The sequence below is a fragment of the Nocardioides hwasunensis genome (assembly GCF_014779665.1).
Classification (GTDB): Bacteria; Actinomycetota; Actinomycetes; order Propionibacteriales; family Nocardioidaceae; genus Nocardioides; species Nocardioides hwasunensis.
The window spans coordinates 297747-317976 of sequence record NZ_JACXYY010000007.1 but is presented as its reverse complement, the minus strand read 5'-3'; the positions used below and the strand labels follow the sequence as shown (position 1 = coordinate 317976).

Here is a 20230-nt window from a genome sequence, read left to right as displayed (position 1 = left end):
AAGTGGCGCGATGCGCTCAGTGGTGCGCGTCGTCCAGGGTGAGATCGGCGGGCACCAGACGCCACACGGCGTACGCCGCCAGCGCGGCGAGGACGGCCCCCACCGCGCCGACCGAAGCGAACGCCGTCACGAAGGCGTCCGCCGCCTCGGCGAACCACGGTCCGCCGACCGCCCCGGCGACCGACTCGCGCGCCGCGGCGTCGACGCCACCGGGCAGGCCGGCCCGGTAGACGGCGCCCACGAGGCTCCCGAGGAACGTGATCCCGAGGACTGCGCCGAGCTCGTAGGTGATCTCCTCCACGGCCGCGGCGGAGCCCGCCTGGTCGTCGGTCGCCGCGCCCATGATCAGCGCCGATCCGAGCCCGAGCGCGGACATGCCGAGGCCCACGACGGCGAAGGCGACCGCGACCCAGGGGTAGGTCGCCGGCACCACCGCCAGCAGCGACAGGCCGGCGGCCAGGACGAGCAAGCCGCCGGACAGCACGAGGCGGGGGCTGGTGCGCTCGGCCAGGGCCGGCGCGAAGGGCGAGGCCACCATCGCCCCGACCGCCAGCGGCAGCAGCGCGAGACCCGCCTGGAGTGGGCTCCATCCCTCCACCAGCTGCAACCACTGGCTGCCCACGAAGAGCACGCTCACCATCGCGGCGCTGCTGGCGAGGGCGGCGACCACGCCGGCGCGCAGCACCGGCTGGGCGAAGATCCGGACGTCGAGCATCGGGCGGTCGGAGGCAAGAGCACCGCGCACGAAGAGCGCCAGCATCGCCACGCCCAGCACGAGCAGGGCCAGGGTGGGCAGGCTCGGACCGTGCTTGCCGAGCTGCTTGGCGGCGTACACGAACGCGGTCATCCCGCCCGCGGACAGGATCACGGCGGTCGCGTCGATCCGTCCCGGTCGGGCCGAGCGGTTCTCCCGCAGCAGCCACAGGGCGGCGCCGATGGCGACGACCATCAGCGGCACGTTGACCAGGAAGGCGGAGTGCCAGCTGAAGCGCTCGAGCAGCGCGCCGCCGACGACCGGGCCGACCGCCGCGCCGAGGGACGCGGTGGCGCCCCAGATGCTGAGAGCGAGCGTGCGCTCGCGGGGGCTGGCGAAGATCGAGCGGATCAGCGACAGGGTCGACGGCATCACCATCGCGCCGCCGACGCCGAGCAGCGCGCGGATGGCGATCACTGCCGCGGCGGAGTCGGCCCACAGGATCGCGACCGAGCCGAGGGCGAAGGCGGCGTAGCCCGTGAGCAGCATCCGCTTGCGGCCCCAGCGGTCGCCGAGGGCGGTGACCGGGATCAGCAGACCGGCCAGCGCGAGGGCGTACGCGTCGACGACCCACAGCTGCGAGACCGAGGTGAGGTGCAGCTCGGCGGCCATCTCGGGCAGGGCGACGGTGAGGATGGTCATGTCCATGACCACCACGAGCAGGCTGGCGGCGAGGACGGCCAGCGCCCACCACCGACGCGGGTCGGCGGCGGTGGGGGTCGTGGTGTCGGGGTGCGTGAGGTCGGTCATGGCTGGGCGATCCCGGTGAGCAGGGACGACAGGACGAGGCGGCCGGCGTCGCGACGAGCGACGTCGCCGACGCGGACGGCCTCGCGGGCCGCGACGAGCAGGCCGTAGATCGCGTGGCCGAAGAAGCGGACCGGGAGGTCGGTGCGCAGCACACCGACGGACTGGGCCGCGGCGAAGAGCACCGCCTCGCGGTCGGCGAGCACCTGGGTGCGCCGCTCGAGCGCGGCGCTGGCGAGGATCACGTGGTCGGTCAGCGCGAAGCCGAAGCCGTCGGAGTCGTCGACGTAGCCCAGCACCAACGTCTCGAGCGCGGCCCGGATCGCGACGGCGTCGGGCGCGGCTGCGAGGGCCTCGACGCCGACGTCGTCGAGCCGCTGCTCCCACTGGTCGAGCGAGCGCGTGCCCAGCTCGACCAGGAGCGCCTCGCGCGAGTCGAAGTGGCGGTGGACGGTGGCGCGGCTGATGCCGGCCGCCTCCGCGACGGCCGTCATCGACGCCGCCGGGTCGGTGTTGAGGGCGCGCTGGGCGGCCTCAAGCACGCCGGTGCGATCTGCCATGACGACTCCTTCGAATGAGACATCAGTGTCTCACATGAGACATCGCTGTCTCAAGTCGGTCGACGCCGCCGCTGCCGGACTAGCGTCGGGGACATGCCGTCCATCACCCGCACCTTCACGACCACCGCCTCGCCCGGGACCGCCCACGCCTACCTCGCGGACTTCCGCAACGCCCAGGAGTGGGATCCGGGCACCACGACCTGCGAGCGGACCGGTGGCGACGGCGGGGTCGGCACGACGTACCGCAACGTGTCGTCCTTCCTCGGTCGCGAGGTGGAGCTGACCTACACCGCGACCGAGCTGACGGCCCCGAGCCTGGTCCACCTGCGCGGCACCAACGACTCCTTCGACGGCTTCGACCGGTTCGAGATCGACGCGGCCGGCACCGGCTCGCAGATCACCTACACCGCGCGGATGACCTTCTCCGGCCTGTCGCGTCTCGCCGTGCCGCTGGTGGCGGCGTACCTCCCGACGCTGGCCACCAAGACGGTCGACCAGCTGCGGTCCTGCCTGGACCGGCAGCCCGGCTGAGCGGCCCGGTCACCCACGGGCGGGTGTGCCGGTGCCGGCCGACAGGTGCCACCGTGGACGCCATGGCTGAGCAGAAGAGGAAGGACCCGGGTCCGTCGGTGAAGGACGCCGAGGTGTACGAGGCGCTGCGCGACGAGGGGGCGAGCAAGGAGAAGGCCGCGCGCATCGCCAACGCCGCCGCGGCCCAGGGTCGCTCGAAGGTCGGCGAGCGCGGTGGTGAGGCGAGCGACTACGAGGACCGCACGGTCGACGAGCTGCGCAAGCGCGCGGCCGAGCTCGACATCGAGGGCCGGTCGTCGATGACCAAGGACGAGCTCATCGACGCGTTGCGGAACCACTGACCGACCCCTCAGGCGCGAGCCTCGAGGTGCGCGAGGGCGCGCAGCCACACCCGGTCGGCGTCGGCGGCCGTGCTCGGCTGACCCGGTGCGTCGAGCACCCGATCGACCTCGCCGGGCGGGGACGCGCCCGCCGACCGCGCGACGCCGAGGAGCACCCGCGCCGCGGCCACGGCGGCCGACCGGTCCGTGCTGACGACCGCCTCGTAGACCGGGTCCGCGCCCGCCGGGGCCGGCACCTCCCAGGCCGAGACCAGGCCGGCGCGGCTCGGGCTGACGGTGACCACGGTCCACTCGCGACGCAGCGGCGACCCCTCGGGCAGCGAGCAGCGAGCCGGGCGGGCGTCGGGATCGGACGGCAGGTCGGCGTCGAACTCCGCGACCACCGCGGCCCACGAGGCAGTGCGGGTCAGCTCCTCCCAGCGGTGCTGCGAGGCGGCGTAGCGGTCACCCTCCTGGAACGACCCCAGCACCAGCGGTCGATCGGCCCGGGCGAGCGCCTCGTCCTCCACGGCGTGCGAGGCCGCCAGCAGGGTGCGGCGTCCCAGGCGTCGGACCGCGAGCTGGGGGAACTGCCGCGCCAGCACCGCGTGCACCGAATCCGCGTCGGCGTGGTCGTGGCGCGCGCGGACGGTGTCGATCGCGGCCCGCAGCCCCACCCCGCTCGCCCGGACGTCGAGCACCTGCCGCACCTGGGCCACGTCGGCGTCGGTGAAGCGCCGGTGCCCTGCCGACGAACGCTCTCCGACCGGGAAGCCGAAACGGTGCTCCCACGAGCGCAGCACCGCCGGCGTCACGCCCGTGCGCTCCGCGAGGACCCCGATGCTGAAGCCTGGCTGCGCCACTGCGACTCCTCTCTCGTCGACATGAGCCTGTCAGGACTCTTGCACATCTTGCAGAAGTAACCTATACAGAGTTGTAGAGGTATCTTCCTCACGCAGAAATCTGGAGGCTGACCATGGGCAGTGTGATCCTCATCAGCACGGTGGCGATCCTGGTCGCGATCGTCGGGTGCTTCTTCATCTGGCGTCTCGACGCCTCGCGGGCCGAGGAGATCGAGCAGGTCTCACCCCCCCTCCTGCGCCCGAGGCGTCCGCCGCGCTCCGGCCGACGGATGTCGCGGCCCCCGGACTGGCGCCCGGCACGCCGACACCCCCGCGGCCTCTGCCGGGCGCCTGACACCGCCCCACCCGCACGGGTGGAGTTCGCTCACCACCCCCGTGGCAGGTTCGACAGCGGAACCACTCCGGTTCTCACCTATCTCCTCAGGAGGAAAAGCAATGGGTCTCGACGACAAGATCAGCAACAAGGCCGAGGAGCTCAAGGGCAAGGGCAAGGAAGCCACCGGCAAGGCGACCGACGACGAGCAGCTCGAGGCCGAGGGCAAGAAGGACCAGGCCAGCGGCAACCTCAAGCAGGCCGGCGAGAAGATCAAGGACGTCTTCAAGGGCTGACCTCTCCCACCCAGACATGCCCCCCGTCGCCGGCGTCCCCGACGACGAGCAGGCCTCCGCCGGCGCCCGCCATCAGTGTGTGGTCGCCGGCGGTCTGCGGTTCGAGGGGGGCCTCGACGCGCGTCCAGTCCCGGCCGTCGTCGGTCTGCCAGAGCTCGTAGTGCCTCCCGGTGCTGACGGTGGCGAGGATCCCAGCCGGGGTCTGCGCGAGGGACGCCACGTAGGGCGCGCCGATCCAGGACTCGGCGAGCTCGCCGAAGGTCGTCGGCTCGTGCCACCCCTCGTCGTCCCGCACCCAGGCGGCGAAGCGCCCGTCGTTGAGCCCGACCGCCAGCAGCGTGCCGGCGTCGAGCGCGACCACCCGATGGACGTCCTGCGCCCCGTCCGCGACCGGCATCTGCTCGGGCGTCCACGTCAGGCCGTCGGGCGAGGTCCAGGCCAGCGGGTCCGGGTCGAGGTGCCGACCGGTCCGCGCGCCGGCGCCGACCACCACCCACTCGTCCCCGGCCCAACCACCGGCCTGGGCGAGCGAGGTGAGGTCACCGTCGTCGGTCAGTCCCGGCTCGGCCTCGACCCGGGTGAACCCGCGCGGGTCGTCGGTGAACCACACGCCGGGCCCGGACGTGCGGTTGCCCGTGATCAGCCAGCCGGTGGGGCCACCGGCGATCGGCCCGACGTTGGTCGCGGTGACACCGCCGTACTGGATGAACGTGGTCGAGACGTCCACGAGACCGTCACCGGCGACCCGGAACGTCGTCACCCGCGGGTTGCCGTGGGCGCCGCCCGAGCGCGCGCCGACGACGGCGATGCGGTCGCGCGAGCAGGCGACCGAGTTGAGGATCGCGCGGCGTCCCCAGTAGGTCCGGGCGTCGACCGGCACCGACGTCCACGTCTCACGGTCCGCTGAGAACCAGGCGGCAGGACGGGTGTCCCGCGTCTCGGTGGGACGGTCGAGGAACACCGCCCCGACGACCCACCATCCGTCACCGCACTCGACCGCGTCGCGGACCACGCTGCGGCCCGGCGCACCGTCGGGCGGCGGGAGTGCCCTCTCCACCCACTGCACCCGCGCCGGGTCGGGCGGCGGGTCGGCGTCGTCGGTGCAGCCGGCGAGCAGCAGTGCGCCGACGAGGACCAGTGCCGTCGCCCTCACGCTGCCACCTCCGGCACGACGTACGGCGACCGCCCGGCGAGGCGGGTCACCACGATCGCCGTGACCAGCATCGTGAGCGCGATGCCGGCGAGCACGACGAGCTGGAACTGGGCCGCCACGACGGGCGAGGCACCACCGAAGAGCGCCCCGACGAAGGCGCCCGGCAGCGTGACGAGCCCCGTCGACCGGGTCTGGTCGAGGTTGGGCAGGAGCGCCTCACGGGCCGCGTCGCGACCGATGTCGTCGTAGGCCTGCGGGGCGGTCGCACCCAGCGAGAGCCACGCCTCGACCTCGTCGCGGCGCGCGCGGGCCGAGCGCAGGAAGTTGCGACCGGACAGCGTCGCCGCCGACATCGCGTTGCCGACGATGATCCCGGCGACGGCGACGACGTAGCGCGCCTCGAGGTCGACCAGGCGCAGGACCACGACGAGCACGAGGGTGACGGTGGCGCCGGCGAGGACGCCGACGAGCGCGATCACGTGCCCGCGCGGCAGCTCCGCGAGCCGTGAGCCGGCGGTCCACGAGGCCGTGCTGAGCATCAGCAGCACGAAGAGGACGACGGTCCACGGCACTGCCAGCACGCCGCGCAGGATGGTGGCGACGATCGCGAGCTGGACGACCGCGCGCAGCAGCGCGGTCAGCGGCAGCCACCCCAGCTCGATCCGCGCGGCGCGGGCGACGGCGTACGTGGTGACGCCGAGCACGAGCAGCCCGAGTCCCCACCACACGTAGTCCACGCGCTGATCCTCGCCGAACAGCGCGGCTGGGGACAGAGCGCGTCGCGTGTCGGTGTGCGCTCATAGGGTGGCGTGCGTGACCCTGCACCTGCACACCGCCGAGCGCACCGACGCGCTGGCCGACGGCCTGGCGGACCTGCTGGTCACCCCGCTGCCCGACCCGTTCGCCCGCGAGGTGGTGGTCGTGCCCGCCCGTGGCGTCGAGCGCTGGCTCACCCAGCGGCTCTCGCACCGCCTCGGGGTGGGCGCTCGCGGCGGCGACGGCGTGTGCGCCGGCGTCGACTTCGTGACACCCCACTCGCTGGTGTCGATGCTGCTCGACCGCGACGCCGAGGACCCGTGGAGCCCCGACCGGCTGGCCTGGCCGCTGCTCGAGGTGATCGACTCCTGCCTCGACGAGCCCGGCTTCGAGGACCTGAGCCGACACCTCGGTCACGGCGACCCGGCCGACGAGCGCTCGGCCCGCCGCTACGCCGTCGCCCGACGGCTGGCGGGTCTCTTCAGCTCCTACGCCGTCCAGCGACCGCAGCTGGTCGGCGACTGGCGCGCCGGCGACGACACCGACGGCTCGGGCGGGCCGCTGGCCACCGACCTGCGGTGGCAGGCGGAGCTGTGGCGCCGGCTGGTCGACCGCGTCGACGAGCCGGGTCCCGACCTGCGCCACACCTCGACGCTCGAGCGGCTGGCGGCCGGCGCCGACGGTCTCGACCTGCCCGGGCGGCTCTCGCTCTTCGGCCACACCCGGCTGCCGGTGACCGAGGTGGAGCTCCTGCGCGCGCTCGGCGGGCACCGCGACGTGCACCTGTGGCTCCCCCAGCCGTCCCCTGCGCTGTGGGCCGCGCTGGCGCCGACGGCCGGGGCCGGTCCGGTGGCGCGCGCCGACGACGACTCCGCCGCGATGGTCGGGCACCCGCTCCTGGCCTCGCTCGGGCGCGACTCCCGCGAGCTGCGACGCACGCTCGGCGAGGTCGACACCGACCAGCGCACGGCCGGCCACGCCGACCCGGCCACGATGCTCGGCTGGCTGCAGTCCGACCTGCGTGCCAACCGCTCCCCCGACGCCGGGCTGCTCGCCTCGCGGGTGCGGGCGAAGACCGACCGGTCGGTCCAGGTGCACGCCTGCCACGGCACCGCGCGCCAGGTCGACGTGCTCCGCGAGGTGCTCGTCGGCCTGCTCCAGGACGACCCGACCCTCGAGCCGCGCGACATCCTCGTGATGTGTCCCGACATCGAGACCTACGCGCCGCTCATCTCGGCCGGCTTCGGCCTCGCCGACGTCACCCACGAGGACGTCGGCCACCCCGCGCACCGGCTGCGGGTCCGGCTCGCCGACCGCTCACCGGGTGCGACCAACCCGCTGCTGGGCGTCGCGGCCGAGCTCGTCGAGCTCGCCGCCGGCCGGATGACGGCGACCTCGGTGCTCGACCTCGCCGCGACCGAGCCGGTCCGCGCGCGCTTCGGCTTCACCGACGACCACCTCGAGCGGATGACCCGCTGGGTCGACCACGCCGCGATCCGCTGGGGCTACGACCGAGACCACCGCGGCGCCTTCGGCCTGGAGCTCGACGCCAACACCTGGCTGACCGGGCTCCAGCGCGTCCTGCTCGGTGCCGCGATGTCCGGCCAGGGCCACCGGGTGGTCCGCACGACCCTCCCGCTCGACGACGTCGGCGACGGCGACCTCGATCTCGTCGGCGGCTTCGTCGAGATGGTCGACCGGCTCCACACCTTCGTCGCCGCAGCGGGCGAGGCCTCCTCGGTGGCCGACTGGACGACCGCGCTCGGTCGGGCTGTGCACGGGCTCACCGCCAGCGACGCCGACGACGCGTGGCGGGTGGCCCAGTTCGACCGGGAGCTCGCCCGGATCTCCGCCGGGGTCGGCGACCACGAGACCCGCCTGCGCCACGCCGACGTACGCGCCCTGCTGCGACACCGGCTGCGCGGGCGGCCCACCCGCTCCAACTTCCGCACCGGCACCCTGACGGTCTGCACCATGGTCCCGATGCGGTCGGTGCCCCACCGGGTGGTCTGCCTCGTCGGGCTCGACGACGGTGTCTTCCCCCGGCTGGAGTCCGTCGACGGCGACGACGTCCTGGCTCGGCGGCCCCTCACCGGGGAGCGCGACATCCGCTCCGAGGACCGGCAGCTGCTGCTCGACGCGATCGGCGCCGCGACCGAGACGCTGGTCATCACCTACGCCGGACGGGGTGAGCACACCGGCGACGCGAAGCCGCCCGCCGTGCCGCTCGGCGAGCTGCTCGACACGCTCGACCGCACCAGCAGCGACGCCGTGCGGGACGACCTGGTGCTCCAGCACCCGCTGCAGCCGTTCGACGAGGCCAACCTGACCGCCGGCGCACTCGTGCGCGCCGTGGACCGGCCGTTCTCCTTCGACCGCTCCGCCCTCGCCGGCGCCCGGGCTGCTCGGGCGCCCCGGCCCGTCCACCCGGCGCTCGTCACCGACCCTCTCGTCGCGCCCGACCTGGCTGAGGAGGTCTCGCTCAGCGACCTGCAGGACTTCTTCGCCCACCCGGTGCGGGGCTTCCTGCGGCACCGGCTGCGGGTCACCACGCCCTACGACGTCGAGGAGACCAAGGACGCCATCCCGATCACGCTCGACGGCCTGGAGAAGTGGGACGTGGGTGACCGGCTGGTCCGTGACGTGCTCGCCGGCGGCGACCCCCAGGCGGCGATGCTCGCCGAGCAGCTGCGCGGCCTGCTGCCGCCGGAGGACCTCGGCTCGGCGATGCTGACCGACATCGTCACGCGGGTGCGTCCCCTCGTCGAGGCTGCGCTCCCGCTGCGCTCCGGCCCCGCCCGCACCCTCGACGTCGACATCGACCTGGGCGACCGGCGACTGACGGGCACCGTCGGCCACGTCTTCGGCAACAACCTCGTCGCGGTGAGCTACTCGACCCTCGCCGCGAAGCACCGGATGGCCGCGTGGCTCGACGCGCTCGCCCTCGCCGCCGGCCACCCTGACGAGAACTGGACCGCCCACACCATCGGCCGCTGGGGGCGCTCCGCCGGCCGCCGCGCGCTGATCTCGCCCATGCCCGACGACGACGCGCGCGCCCACCTGCGCGAGCTGGTCGACGTGATGGAGCGCGGCCAGCGCGAGCCCCTGCCGCTCCCGGTGAAGACGACCCTGGCGTTCGCCGAGGAGTTCACCCTCGCCGCGCGCTCGGGGGGAGGCGGGCAGACCGACCCCGACGCCAAGGCCGCGGCGGAGTGGGTCACGCCCCGCTTCAACGAGACCGGCTTCCCCCGGGAGGACGGCGACCAGTGGCACGTCCGCGCGTGGGGCGAGCAGGCCCCCTACGAGCTGCTCGCCGCACCGCTGCTGGCCGACGAGGTGCGTGACGAGGACGGCGCACCCCACCGGCTCGGTCACTACGCGCTCCGGGTCTGGTCGCCGCTGCTGGCGCACGAGCTGGTGCGGGGGATCTGAGATGACGAGCATGGACGTCTTCGACATCCGCGGCTCCCTGCCGAGCGGCACCACGCTGCTCGATGCCAGCGCCGGCACCGGCAAGACCTGGACGATCGCCGCCCTCGTCACCCGCTACCTCGCCGAGGGCATCGCCACGCTCGAGGAGATGCTCGTCGTGACGTTCACCCGGGCCGCCAGCCAGGAGCTGCGCGACCGCGTACGCCGCCAGCTCGACGACGCCGCCGCCGTGCTCGCCGATCCGGACTCCGCCGACCCGGCCAACCGCCTGCACGAGTGGCTGCTCGACGCCGACGACGCGGAGCGCGCCACCCGGCTCGCGCGGCTGACCGTCGCGCTGACGTCGTTCGACGCGGCCACGATCGCGACCATCCACCAGTTCTGCCAGCTCGTGCTCCGCAGCCTCGGCGTCGCGGGCGACACCGACACCGGCGCCGTGCTCGTGGAGGACCTGGAGCAGCTGACGTCCGAGGTCACCGACGACCTCTACCTCCGCCAGTTCGCCCGGCGCGAGACGACCACCTGGAGCAGGGAGGTGGCGCTGACGATCGCCCGCGAGGTCGTCGGCGACCCGCGCGCCCACGTCGCCCCGCAGGAGGCGCTCGCCGAGGATCCCGACGGCCAGGCCGCCGAGCGGGTCCGCTTCGCCACCGACGTGCTAGCCGAGGTCGAGCGCCGCAAGCGACGCCTCGGCGTGCTGTCCTACGACGACCTGCTCTCCCAGCTCGCCGACGCCCTGGGGCCCGAGGACTCCCCCGCCCGGGCCCGGATGCGGCAGCGGTGGAAGGTCGCGCTGATCGACGAGTTCCAAGACACCGACCCGGTGCAGTGGCAGGTGTTCGAGCGCGCCTTCCACGGCGCCTCGACGCTCGTGCTGATCGGTGACCCGAAGCAGGCGATCTACGCCTTCCGCGGCGGCGACATCGTCACCTATCTCGACGCCGCCGACCGGGCCACCACCCGGCAGACCCTCGGCGTCAACTGGCGCGCCGACCAGCGGCTCCTCGAGTCCCTGCACGTGCTGGTCGAGGGCGCCGCCCTCGGCGACGAGCGGATCGCCGTGCACCCGGTCACCGCTCACCACCAGGCCTCGCGCCTCGAGGGTGCGGGTGCGCCGTTCCGCCTGCGCGTCGCCCGTCACGAGGAGCTCGGACGCCGGCGCCCGCGCATCGCCGACTGGCGCGAGCACGTCCTCACCGACCTCGCCGCCGACGTCAAGCGGCTGCTCACCAGCGACGCGACCGTCGGCACCGGCTCGGACCAGCGACCGGTGCAGCCGAAGGACGTCGCCGTGCTCGCGGCCCGCCGCGCCGACCTGCTCGCCGCACAGGACGCGTTGGCCGCCGTCGGCGTGCCCGCCGTGCTGAACGCAGGGGGCTCGGTCTTCAAGACCGCGGCGGCCACCCAGTGGCTCACCCTGCTCGAGGCGCTCGAGCAGCCGCACCGCGCCGACCGGGTGCGGGCGGCGGCGCTCACCGACTTCTTCGGCCGGACCGTCGAGGACCTCCAGGCACCCGACGACCCGACCGACGCGCTCAGCGAGGACGTGCGCCGCCTCGCCGACGTCTTCGCCGCCCGCGGGGTCGCTGCGGTCCTCGAGATCGCGGTGCTCGACGGGCTCGTCGCTCGGGTGCTAGGACGGGTCGGCGGCGAGCGCACCCTCACCGACCTGCGCCACATCGGAGAGGCGCTGCACAAGGTCACCGTCAGCGAGCGTCTCGGGGTGGTGGGCCTGCTCGGCTGGCTGCGCACCCAGGTCGCCGACGACAAGCTCGAGGTCGCCTCCGGGCGGACCCGTCGCCTCGACTCCGACGCGGCCGCCGTCCAGCTGGTCACGATCCACGGCAGCAAGGGCCTGGAGTACCCCGTCGTCTACCTCCCCACGCTGTGGGACCGGTGGGTGCGCGAGGACGAGGTACCGCTCTTCCACGACGCCGCCGGTGAGCGGTGCCGCGACGTCGGCGGACCGAGCAGGTGGCGCGACGCCGCGGCCACCGCGAGCCGCCACGAGGACGCGGGCGAGTCGCTGCGCCTGCTCTACGTCGCCCTCACGCGCGCGCAGTCGCAGGTCGTCGCGTGGTACTGCCCGACCGCCAACAACACCGCCCCCGCCCCGCTCCACCGGATGCTGTTCGGCCGCGCTCCGGGACACGCCAGCGTCAACGACGAGCAGCCGGTGCTCGGTGACGACGAGGTCGTCGACATCCTCGGTCGCTGGAAGTCCGCGGGCGGGCCGCAGCCCGAGCTCGCCGTGCCCGGCGTCGTCGACGCCAGCCCGATCGACCGCGACCTGCCTGCGCTGTCGGTGCGATCCTTCGACCGCGACGTCGACACCGACTGGCGCCGTACGTCGTACTCCGCACTCTCCGCGGCCGGCGCACCGCACGCCGGCGCCCCCGACCGGGTGCTCTCCGAGCCCGACGACGCGCCCGACCTCGACGACGCCGAGCTCGACGACCTCGCCGACCAGCTCGCCGACGAGGCCGCGCCCCCCGAGACCGACCTGGCCCTCGTCGCGGTGGTCTCACCGATGGCCGACCTCCCGGTGGGTGCCGCGTTCGGCTCGCTGGTGCACGAGGTGCTCGAGCACACCGACCCGGCCTCCGACGACCTGCGCGCCGAGCTGCTCGCGCAGATCGAGGAGCACCGTGCCTGGTGGGCCGTCGAGGTCGACGCCGAGGTGCTCGCCGACGCGCTCGTCGCCGTGTGCGACTCGCCACTCGGACCGCTCGCCGGTGGGCTCACGCTGCGTGACATCCACCTGCCCGACCGGCTGCGCGAGCTCGACTTCGAGGTGCCGCTCGCCGGTGGCGACCTGGCCGCGCGCGACGAGGGCCCGAGAGCGGCCCAGGTCGTGCTGGGTGACCTCGGCCCGCTGCTGCGCGCACACCTGTCCGCCGGCGACCCGTTGCTCGCCTTCGCCGAGACGCTCGAGGGCGACCCCGAGCTCGCCGGACAACGGCTGCTCGGCTACCTCACCGGCTCCATCGACGTCGTCGTCCGGGTCCCGGTCGGAGGTCGCACCCGCTACCTGACCATCGACTACAAGACCAACTGGCTCGGTGACCGGGCAGCGCCGGCAACCGCCTGGGACTACCGCCCGGACGTCCTCGACGAGGCGATGGGGCACTCCGACTACCCGCTCCAGGCACTGCTCTACACCGTGGTCCTCCACCGCTACCTCCGCTGGCGGCTGGCCGACTACGACCCCGCGGAGCACCTCGGCGGCGTGCTCTACCTCTACCTCCGCGGCATGTGCGGCCCGCAGACGCCGAGCGTCGACGGCCGACCGTGCGGGATCTTCTCCTGGGAGCCGCCGGTCGCGCTGGTGACGGCGCTGTCCGACCTGCTGGACGGAGTCCGACCATGAGCACCCCAGGACCTTCTTCTCCCCCGCTACGCTCCTCCGAACGACGCCCCGGGGACTCCGCATGACCGACCTCTTCGATCCTGTCGACGCCACCGACGCCCGGCTCGCGCTGGGTGCCACCGGCCTGCTGGGCACGTTCAACACCGCCGGCGTGCTGACCAGCGCCGACGTCCACGTCGCCGCCGCGCTCGGCAGGCTCGGCCGCGAGAGCGACGAGCGCGTGCTGCTGGCGGTCGCCCTGGCCGTGCGTGCCGTCCGCGGCGGGTCGGTGTGCGTCGACCTCGCGAGCGTCGCCGACCCCGGTGACCTCCCGTGGCCCGACGCCGACGAGTGGGTCGCCGCAGTGGCGGCCAGCCCGCTGGTCGACGCCGGCCTCGTTCGCTGGGACAACGACCTCCTCTACCTCGACCGCTACCACGAGCAGGAGTCCCAGGTCATCGACGACCTGCTCTCCCGGGCAGCGACGAGCCCGGCGCACGACCCCGAGGTGATGGCCGCGTCCATGGCCCGCCTGGTGACCGCGATGCAGGAGGCCGCTGTGCGCAACGGCCGGCCGCGCCCGAGCTACGACGAGCAGGTGGCCGCGTGCGTGTGCGCCGCCGGGCAGTGGACCACCGTCCTCACCGGTGGCCCGGGCACCGGCAAGACGACCGCTGTCGCCGGCCTGCTCGTCGGGCTCCTCGACCAGCACCCCGACGGGCTGCGCATCGCGCTCGCCGCCCCGACTGGCAAGGCCGCCGCACGGCTCCAGCAGGCGGTGCACCAGGAGGCCGAGGCCTTCGACGAGGCCGACCGGGCGCGGCTCTCCGGTGTCACCGCCTCCACCCTGCACCGGCTGCTGCGGCCCGACCCGGGCAACTCCACCCGCTTCCGCCACCACCGCGGCAACCGCCTGCCGCACGACGTCGTCGTGGTCGACGAGTCGTCCATGGTGTCGCTGACCCAGATGGCGCGCCTGCTCGAGGCGGTCCGTCCCGACGCCCGGCTCGTGCTCGTCGGTGACCCCCACCAGCTCTCGTCGGTCGAGGCCGGCGCCGTCCTGAGCGACGTCGTGCGCGGCTTCCAGGGCCGCCCCGACTCGCCGGTGGCCGAGCTGCACAGGACGCACCGCTTCGGCGCGCACATCCACGCGCTCGCCGAGGCCTTGCGGACCGGCGACGCCGACGGGGCGCTGGCGGTGCTCGGCGCCGGCCACGACGAGGTGGAGTGGGTCGACGAGGCCGACCCGGCACCACGCATCCGCTCGACCGCCCTGGCCGCCGCCCTCGCCGTCCGCGACGCCGCCGCGCGGGGCGACGTGACCGGTGCGCTCGCCGCACTCGACCACCACCGGCTGCTGTGCGCCCACCGCGACGGTCCGTTCGGCGTACGCCACTGGAACCGCCGCATCGAGCACTGGCTCACCACGGAGACCGGCGACCCGCTCCACGAGCGCGCCTACGTCGGCCGCCCCCTGCTGGTCACCGCCAACGACCACCAGCTCGGCATCTACAACGGCGACAGCGGCGTGGTCGTGGCGACACCCGCCGGCGCGCGGGCGGTGATCGCCGCGAGCGACGGCCCGCGCGACCTGGCCACGTCACGGCTCGGCGACGTGGAGACCATGCACGCGATGACCATCCACAAGTCGCAGGGCTCGCAGGCCGAGGTGGTGACCGTGCTGCTGCCCGACGAGGACTCCCGCCTGCTCTCGCGCGAGCTGTTCTACACCGCGGTGACGCGGGCGCGGGAGAAGGTGAGGGTGGTCGGGTCCGAGGCGGCGGTCCGGGCCGCGATCGGCCGGCGGGCGCAGCGCGCGAGCGGGCTCGCCGTACGCCTGGCGGCCTCCCCCTGAGCCCACCCGACACCTCAGGTCTCGTGCAGGCGCGACGAAACCTCGGCGACACACGCTCGGGATAGCCTCAGACCCATGCCCTACCTGATGCGAGTCGAGCTCCCGGACGTGCCCGGGTCGCTGGGTCGCATCGCGACCGCGATCGGTGAGGCCGGCGGCGACATCGACGCGATCGAGATCGTCGAGAAGCGCGACGGCTACGCCGTCGACGACGTGCTGCTCGAGATCGTGCCCGGCACGATGCCCGACTCGATCGTCTCCGCGTGCAGCATCCTCGACGGCGTCAGCGTGCTGTGGATCAACCGCTACGCCGCGGGCGGCAACCTGTTCCTCGACCTCGAGGTCGTCGAGTCGCTCACCGAGGACCCCGCCACCGCGCGCGACCGGCTCGTCGACCTGCTCCCGATCGCCTTCCGTGTCGACTGGGCGGCCCGCATCCGCCGGGGCGTCTCCGGGTGGGAGGTCGTGCACGCGACCGACGCGGCCCCCACCGAGTTCGACACCGCCGACATCACTGCCCCGACCCGCCTTCCCGGCGACGAGATCTACGTCGAGTGCGCGGCCCCGTTCGGCGACGACGCGATCCTGATGGGCCGCCGCGGCGGACCGGAGTTCCTCGACTCCGAGCTGGCTCGGCTCGAGCACCTGCTCGGGCTCGCGATCACCATCTCGCGCACCTGACCCGCCTGCCTCACATCCGGGCGAGCCCCGCCTGTCAGCGCTCGAGCAGGAACAGCGGGATCTCGCGGTCGGTCTTCGTCTGGTACTCGGCGTACGTCGGCCAGGTGGCGACCGCGTGGTCCCACCAGTCGGCCCGCTCGGCGCCGCTGAGCTGGCGGACCGTGTAGGTGTGGGGCTCCGGGCCGTCCTGGAGCTCGACCTCGGGGTGCGCGACGAAGTTGTAGTACCACTCGGGGTTCTCCGGCGCGCCGCCCTTGGAGGCGACGGCGAGGTAGGAACCGTCGCGCTCGACCCTCATCACCGGGTTCTTGCGGAGGTTGCCCGACTTCGCGCCCACGGACGTGATCACGACGATCGGGTAGCTGGTGCCGGGCAGCGTGTTGGCCTTCTCGCCGCCGCTGGCCTCGTACTCCGCCACCTGGTTGCGGACCCACTCGGACTTGCTCGGGACGTACTCACCTGTCAGTGCCATGCCCCCACAACACCACGACCGGCGGTGATCTTCCAGCGCCCAGCGCAGCTATCTGAGGACGTGGTGGACGAGATCCCACCGATGTCCCGTTCACCACGTCCTCAGGTATCGGCTCCGGGAGCGGCCGAGGCACTCGATACGGTTCGACCATGAGTGCGATCGAGGGCGTCAGCGAGATCTTCGACCCGGAGGCGTGGGACGTGGTGCCCGGCTTCGAGGCCCTGACCGACGTGACCTACCACCGGGCCCGCGAGCACGGCACGGTCCGGATCGCCTTCGACCGTCCCGACGTGCTCAACGCCTTCCGCCCGCACACGGTCGACGAGCTGCTGCAGGCGCTGGAGCACGCACGTACGTCGGGTGACGTCGGCTGCGTGATCCTGACCGGCAACGGCCCGAGCCCGAAGAGCGGCAAGTGGTCCTTCTGCTCCGGCGGCGACCAGCGCATCCGCGGCAAGGCGGGCTACCAGTACGAGACGGGTGGTCACGACGACGCGGGTGCGCCGCCGAACCCGATCGACAAGGCCAAGCTCGCGCGCCTGCACATCCTCGAGTGCCAGCGCCTCATCCGCTTCATGCCGAAGGTCGTCATCTGCGTCGTCCCGGGCTGGGCCGCGGGCGGCGGTCACAGCCTCCACGCGGTCGCCGACCTGACGCTCGCCAGCCGCGAGCACGCCCGCTTCAAGCAGACCGACGCCGACGTCGGCTCGTTCGACGGCGGCTACGGCTCGGCCTACCTCGCGCGCCAGGTGGGGCAGAAGTTCGCCCGCGAGATCTTCTTCCTCGGCGAGGAGTACGACGCCGAGACCATGCACCGGATGGGCGCGGTCAACCGCGTGGTCGACCACGCCGACCTGGAGAGGGTCGCCCTCGACTGGGGCCGGAAGATCAACGGCAAGTCACCGACCGCCCAGCGGATGCTCAAGTACTCCTTCAACCTCGCCGACGACGGCCTCGTCGGTCAGCAGCTCTTCGCGGGCGAGACCACGCGACTGGCCTACATGACCGACGAGGCCCAAGAGGGCCGCGACCAGTTCCTTGAGAAGCGCGAGCCCGACTGGTCGCCGTTCCCCTGGTACTACTGAGCCGGGACCGCGACGTCAGCTGGTCGCGAGGCTGCCGTTGTCGATCTCGGGGTAGTGCCGACGGATGTTCACCTTGCGCTCGAGCTCGCCGATGATGGCCGGCGCGAAGTTGGTCTCGTAGAGGCTCTGCGCGCTGCCGAGCCCGCCCGGGCTGAAGACGTTGATCTCCATCAGCTTGTCGCCGACGATGTCGAGACCGACCAGGAACATCCCGTCGCTGACCAGCTTGGGGCGCACGATCTCGACCATCTCGAGCATCTCGTCGGTGACGGTGACCTTGGCGGCCTTGCCCCCGGCGGACATGTTGGAGCGGATGTCCTTAGTGGTGTTCGTCCGCCGGAACGCGGCGTAGCTGCCGTCGACCTCCAGGGGCCGGCCGTTCATCACGAACAGCCGGACGTCGCCCTTGGCGGCCTCCGGGAGGTACTCCTGGGCGACGACGTAGCCGTCGCGGGAGATCGCCTCGATGATCTGCTTGAGGTTGGGCGCCTCCTTGCGGTCGATGAGGAACACCCCGGCGCCACCCGAACCCTGCAGCGGCTTGAGCACCGCCTTGCCGCCGAGGTCCTTGATGAACTCCTCGATCATCTCCTCGTCGCGCGAGATGAGGGTGCGCGGACGCACGACCTCGGGGAAGTGCTGGAAGTAGGCCTTCGACAGCGCGTTGGCCAGGCTCGTCGGGTCGTTCACGACGAGCACGCCGCTGGAGGCGATGAGCTGGCCGAAGGCCACGCCGGCGTTGTTGCGCCACGGATCGGACTCGGCGTCGTCGGCCGGGTCGTTGCGGAGCATCACCACGTCGAACTCGTCGATGCCGATGAGCTGCTCGACGTCGGGTCGCTTGACGTCGGCGAGGTGCCGCTCGAGGGAGCGGTAGGACTTCGCGTGACCGGCGCGGGCCTTCGTGCTCAGCGAGCCGTCGGGCTGGTAGGCGAAGTCGCCGATGCCCATGTACCAGGCCTCGTGCCCCATCTCCTTGGCCGCCATGGCGAGGCGGTTGGTGGTGTACTCCGCCTTCTCCGTCTCGATGTCGTTGACGACGAACCCGATCTTCATGCGTGTCCCTCCAGAAGGGTGCTGAGGTCTTCGGTCCCGGCAGCCCGCGCGAGGTTGGCGTGGGTCTCCGGGTCGTGCAGGTAGCGGGGCAGGACGCGTGGCGGCCGGAGCAGCCCGCGGTCCTGCAGGTCCCCGATGAGGGGAAGGTCGCGCAGCGAGAACTTGCCGAGCCACAGCTGGTCGAGCGTGCCGTCGGCGCCGAGGTGCTCGAGCAGCTCGACGAGGCCGCGGAGATAGATGGCGTCCTTGGTCATCCCGCCGGACCGGAACACGCGCATCACGGTGGTCCAGGCGCTGCCGGGCGGGAAGTCGGCCGCGACCAACGCCTCGTGGGCCTCGGCGAAGCTCGCCCCCGCGATCATCCGGTGCACCGTGACCACGCGACCGGCGAGCTGACGCAGCCGGAAGGCGGTGAGACCGGCGCAGGCGATCTCGGCCAGCACCGCCAGCCCCTCCTGGGTCTCGTCGTAGCCGGCGAGCCCGACCCCGAGGACCTTGATCGGCTGGTGGCTGCCGTTGGCCTGGGTGACCAGGTGGGTGCCCACCTCGTGGTGGAGCAGGGCCCGGGCGCGGTTGTGCTGCACCTTCGTCTCCGGGCCGATGAGCAGCACGTCGCCGGAGACCATCACGCCGTTGACGTCGGGGCGGATCTCGGCGTGCATGTCGAGGTCGGGGTCCTCGCCGCGGTAGTGCGCGATCTCCTCCTCCGCGAGCGCGAGGAACGCCTCGGCGTCGAGGGCGTCGTCGGACGGCTCGGTGCGGGTGATGCGGTCGAGCAGCTGCTCGGCCTGCGCGCGCAGCTGCGGGGACACGCCGCCGTACAGCTCGACGCTGAGGGGGAGGAAGTCCTCGCTGTCGCGCGCCTCGAGCATCTCGAGCTGCAGCTCCATCTCGCGGTGCTTGGCGCGCAGCAGCTGCCCGAGCACCGGGTCCTCGACCTCGCCGGGGTCGATGTCGTCGAGCTCGGCCCGGATCACGGCCGGGTCGGTCTCGAGCTCGCGGTAGGTGAACGCCGGGTCCGGGTCGTCGCCCGCCAGGAAGCCGTCGCGCAGGTCGTCGGCGTCGACCGGCGTGATGTCGAGGAGGAAGCGGAAGCTCTCGGCCAGCCGCGCCAGCCGGTGGTCGACCGCCAGGTCGGCGGCGGCGAGCTCGGGGAGGTCCGCGGCGTCGGTCGAGCCCGGGGTCACCCGAGCCGCTCCAGCTCGTCGTGGAGACCCGGCAGCGCGGCCGCGAGACCCTCCTGCGCGCAGCGAAGCCGCTCCTCGTCGAGCTGGCCGGTCCACTCGTCCATGAACGTCTTCTTGAACTCCAGCGCCAGCACGCAGCCCACCCGCGGGTAGCGGTCGTGCACCCACCAGGCGAGGTTGCGCCCCTCGAAGGCGACGTTCTCCCGGGCGTCCAGCGCGCCACTCCCGAGCCGGGCGTCGCGCAGGTCGCCCATGAACCGCTCGACGAGCGGTCCGAAGAGGTCGTGGTCGAGGCTTCCGGTGCCGACGTTGACCTCGGGGTTGTCCGATGCCGGAGCGGGCGGCTCGCCGGCACCGTCGCGGCGGTGGTTGTAGGAGTGCACGTCGAGCAGCACGAAGGGGCCGCGCTCGGCGAGGGCGTCGAGCCGCGGGGCGAGCGCGTCGTAGAACGCGTCGTACGTCGCCAGGCTGCCCTCGAAGAGCTCGTCGGACAGCACGCCGTCGCGCCACACCTCGAGCCCCCAGCAGTCGTCGGGCTTGCGGTAGACCGCCTCGCGACGTGGCCGGTTGAGGTCGGCCTCGAACCGTGAGCGGCTGGTCACCACCCGGTCGGGCACCACGGCGGCGATCCGGTCGGTGAACGGGTCCTCCTCGCGGAAGCGCTCGGCCTCGTCCAGCACCATCGCCTCGGCGATCTCCGGCCGCAGCGCGTGCCCCGCGTGCACCGCGGTGGCCACGACCGGCCCGTCCCACTCGCCCTCGAACGCGACTGCCTCCGACATGCTCCCCGCGTCCGTCATGGCCGACTGTCTACCCGAAG

General features: G+C 73.2%; 17 protein-coding genes. 8 read left to right on the top strand and 9 right to left on the bottom strand.

Annotated features, from left to right (window positions below; all coding sequences use genetic code 11):
• Positions 1–16 precede the first annotated feature (16 nt).
• Positions 17–1504, bottom strand: coding sequence for an MFS transporter (locus IEZ25_RS17880; RefSeq protein WP_191200793.1), 1488 nt, complete (start codon positions 1502–1504; stop codon positions 17–19).
• Positions 1501–2061, bottom strand: a complete 561-nt coding sequence (locus IEZ25_RS17875; RefSeq protein WP_191200792.1) for a TetR/AcrR family transcriptional regulator — start codon at positions 2059–2061, stop codon at positions 1501–1503. Before IEZ25_RS17875 ends, IEZ25_RS17880 begins: the two co-directional genes overlap by 4 nt.
• Positions 2062–2154: 93 nt before the next feature.
• Between IEZ25_RS17875 and IEZ25_RS17870 the strand changes: the two genes are divergently transcribed.
• Both IEZ25_RS17870 and IEZ25_RS17865 read left to right on the top strand, forming a co-directional pair.
• A complete protein-coding gene (locus IEZ25_RS17870; protein ID WP_191200791.1) occupies positions 2155–2592 on the top strand; it encodes an SRPBCC family protein in 438 nt (145 codons plus the stop codon).
• Positions 2593–2654: 62 nt separating this feature from the next.
• Positions 2655–2933 carry a DUF7218 family protein gene (locus IEZ25_RS17865; RefSeq protein WP_191200790.1) on the top strand — a complete coding sequence of 93 codons (279 nt, stop codon included), beginning with the start codon at positions 2655–2657 and terminating at the stop codon, positions 2931–2933.
• A gap of 8 nt (positions 2934–2941) precedes the next feature.
• Here IEZ25_RS17865 and IEZ25_RS22350 read toward each other — a convergent pair whose 3' ends face one another.
• Positions 2942–3775: a DICT sensory domain-containing protein gene (locus IEZ25_RS22350; RefSeq protein ID WP_191200789.1), complete on the bottom strand. Its 834-nt coding sequence runs from the start codon at positions 3773–3775 to the stop codon at positions 2942–2944.
• Positions 3776–4210: 435 nt separating this feature from the next.
• Between IEZ25_RS22350 and IEZ25_RS17855 the strand changes: the two genes are divergently transcribed.
• The gene (locus IEZ25_RS17855; RefSeq protein WP_191200788.1) at positions 4211–4384 is read left to right on the top strand and encodes a CsbD family protein; all 174 of its coding nucleotides are present in this window, start codon (positions 4211–4213) and stop codon (positions 4382–4384) included.
• On the opposite strand, the gene IEZ25_RS17850 is transcribed toward IEZ25_RS17855, so the two are convergent.
• Both IEZ25_RS17850 and IEZ25_RS17845 read right to left on the bottom strand, forming a co-directional pair.
• Positions 4374–5537, bottom strand: coding sequence for a hypothetical protein (locus IEZ25_RS17850; protein ID WP_191200787.1), 1164 nt, complete (start codon positions 5535–5537; stop codon positions 4374–4376). The genes IEZ25_RS17855 and IEZ25_RS17850 overlap by 11 nt on opposite strands.
• Positions 5534–6274 (bottom strand): ABC transporter permease, encoded by a 741-nt coding sequence (locus tag IEZ25_RS17845; RefSeq protein ID WP_191200786.1) that lies wholly within the window; start codon positions 6272–6274, stop codon positions 5534–5536. The genes IEZ25_RS17850 and IEZ25_RS17845 overlap by 4 nt, the downstream gene beginning before the upstream one ends.
• 76 nt (positions 6275–6350) lie before the next feature.
• Between IEZ25_RS17845 and recC the strand changes: the two genes are divergently transcribed.
• The 4 genes from recC (at position 6351) to IEZ25_RS17825 (ending at position 15610) form a co-directional block, all read left to right on the top strand.
• Entirely contained in the window at positions 6351–9725 is a 3375-nt protein-coding gene (recC, locus tag IEZ25_RS17840) for an exodeoxyribonuclease V subunit gamma (RefSeq protein ID WP_191200785.1), read from the top strand.
• 1 nt (position 9726) lies between these two features.
• On the top strand, positions 9727–13095 hold the full coding sequence (locus IEZ25_RS17835) for a UvrD-helicase domain-containing protein (protein WP_224749192.1): 3369 nt from the start codon (positions 9727–9729) through the stop codon (positions 13093–13095).
• A 61-nt stretch (positions 13096–13156) separates the two neighbouring features.
• Positions 13157–14929: an exodeoxyribonuclease V subunit alpha gene (gene recD / locus IEZ25_RS17830; RefSeq protein WP_191200784.1), complete on the top strand. Its 1773-nt coding sequence runs from the start codon at positions 13157–13159 to the stop codon at positions 14927–14929.
• 84 nt (positions 14930–15013) lie between these two features.
• A complete protein-coding gene (locus IEZ25_RS17825; protein ID WP_397184341.1) occupies positions 15014–15610 on the top strand; it encodes an ACT domain-containing protein in 597 nt (198 codons plus the stop codon).
• A 34-nt stretch (positions 15611–15644) separates the two neighbouring features.
• Here IEZ25_RS17825 and IEZ25_RS17820 read toward each other — a convergent pair whose 3' ends face one another.
• Positions 15645–16082 carry a nitroreductase family deazaflavin-dependent oxidoreductase gene (locus IEZ25_RS17820; RefSeq protein ID WP_191200782.1) on the bottom strand — a complete coding sequence of 146 codons (438 nt, stop codon included), beginning with the start codon at positions 16080–16082 and terminating at the stop codon, positions 15645–15647.
• A 149-nt stretch (positions 16083–16231) separates the two neighbouring features.
• On the opposite strand from IEZ25_RS17820, the gene IEZ25_RS17815 reads away from it, so the two are divergent.
• Positions 16232–17167, top strand: coding sequence for a 1,4-dihydroxy-2-naphthoyl-CoA synthase (locus IEZ25_RS17815; protein WP_191200781.1), 936 nt, complete (start codon positions 16232–16234; stop codon positions 17165–17167).
• A 15-nt stretch (positions 17168–17182) separates the two neighbouring features.
• On the opposite strand, the gene IEZ25_RS17810 is transcribed toward IEZ25_RS17815, so the two are convergent.
• The 3 genes from IEZ25_RS17810 to IEZ25_RS17800 are packed head-to-tail and all read right to left on the bottom strand — an operon-like array spanning position 17183 to position 20210.
• A complete protein-coding gene (locus IEZ25_RS17810) occupies positions 17183–18223 on the bottom strand; it encodes a glutathione synthetase (RefSeq protein WP_191200780.1) in 1041 nt (346 codons plus the stop codon).
• The gene (locus IEZ25_RS17805) at positions 18220–19410 is read right to left on the bottom strand and encodes a flavohemoglobin expression-modulating QEGLA motif protein (RefSeq protein ID WP_191200779.1); all 1191 of its coding nucleotides are present in this window, start codon (positions 19408–19410) and stop codon (positions 18220–18222) included. Before IEZ25_RS17805 ends, IEZ25_RS17810 begins: the two co-directional genes overlap by 4 nt.
• Positions 19407–20210: an N-formylglutamate amidohydrolase gene (locus IEZ25_RS17800; RefSeq protein ID WP_224749191.1), complete on the bottom strand. Its 804-nt coding sequence runs from the start codon at positions 20208–20210 to the stop codon at positions 19407–19409. Before IEZ25_RS17800 ends, IEZ25_RS17805 begins: the two co-directional genes overlap by 4 nt.
• Between the last annotated feature and the right edge of the window lie 20 nt (positions 20211–20230).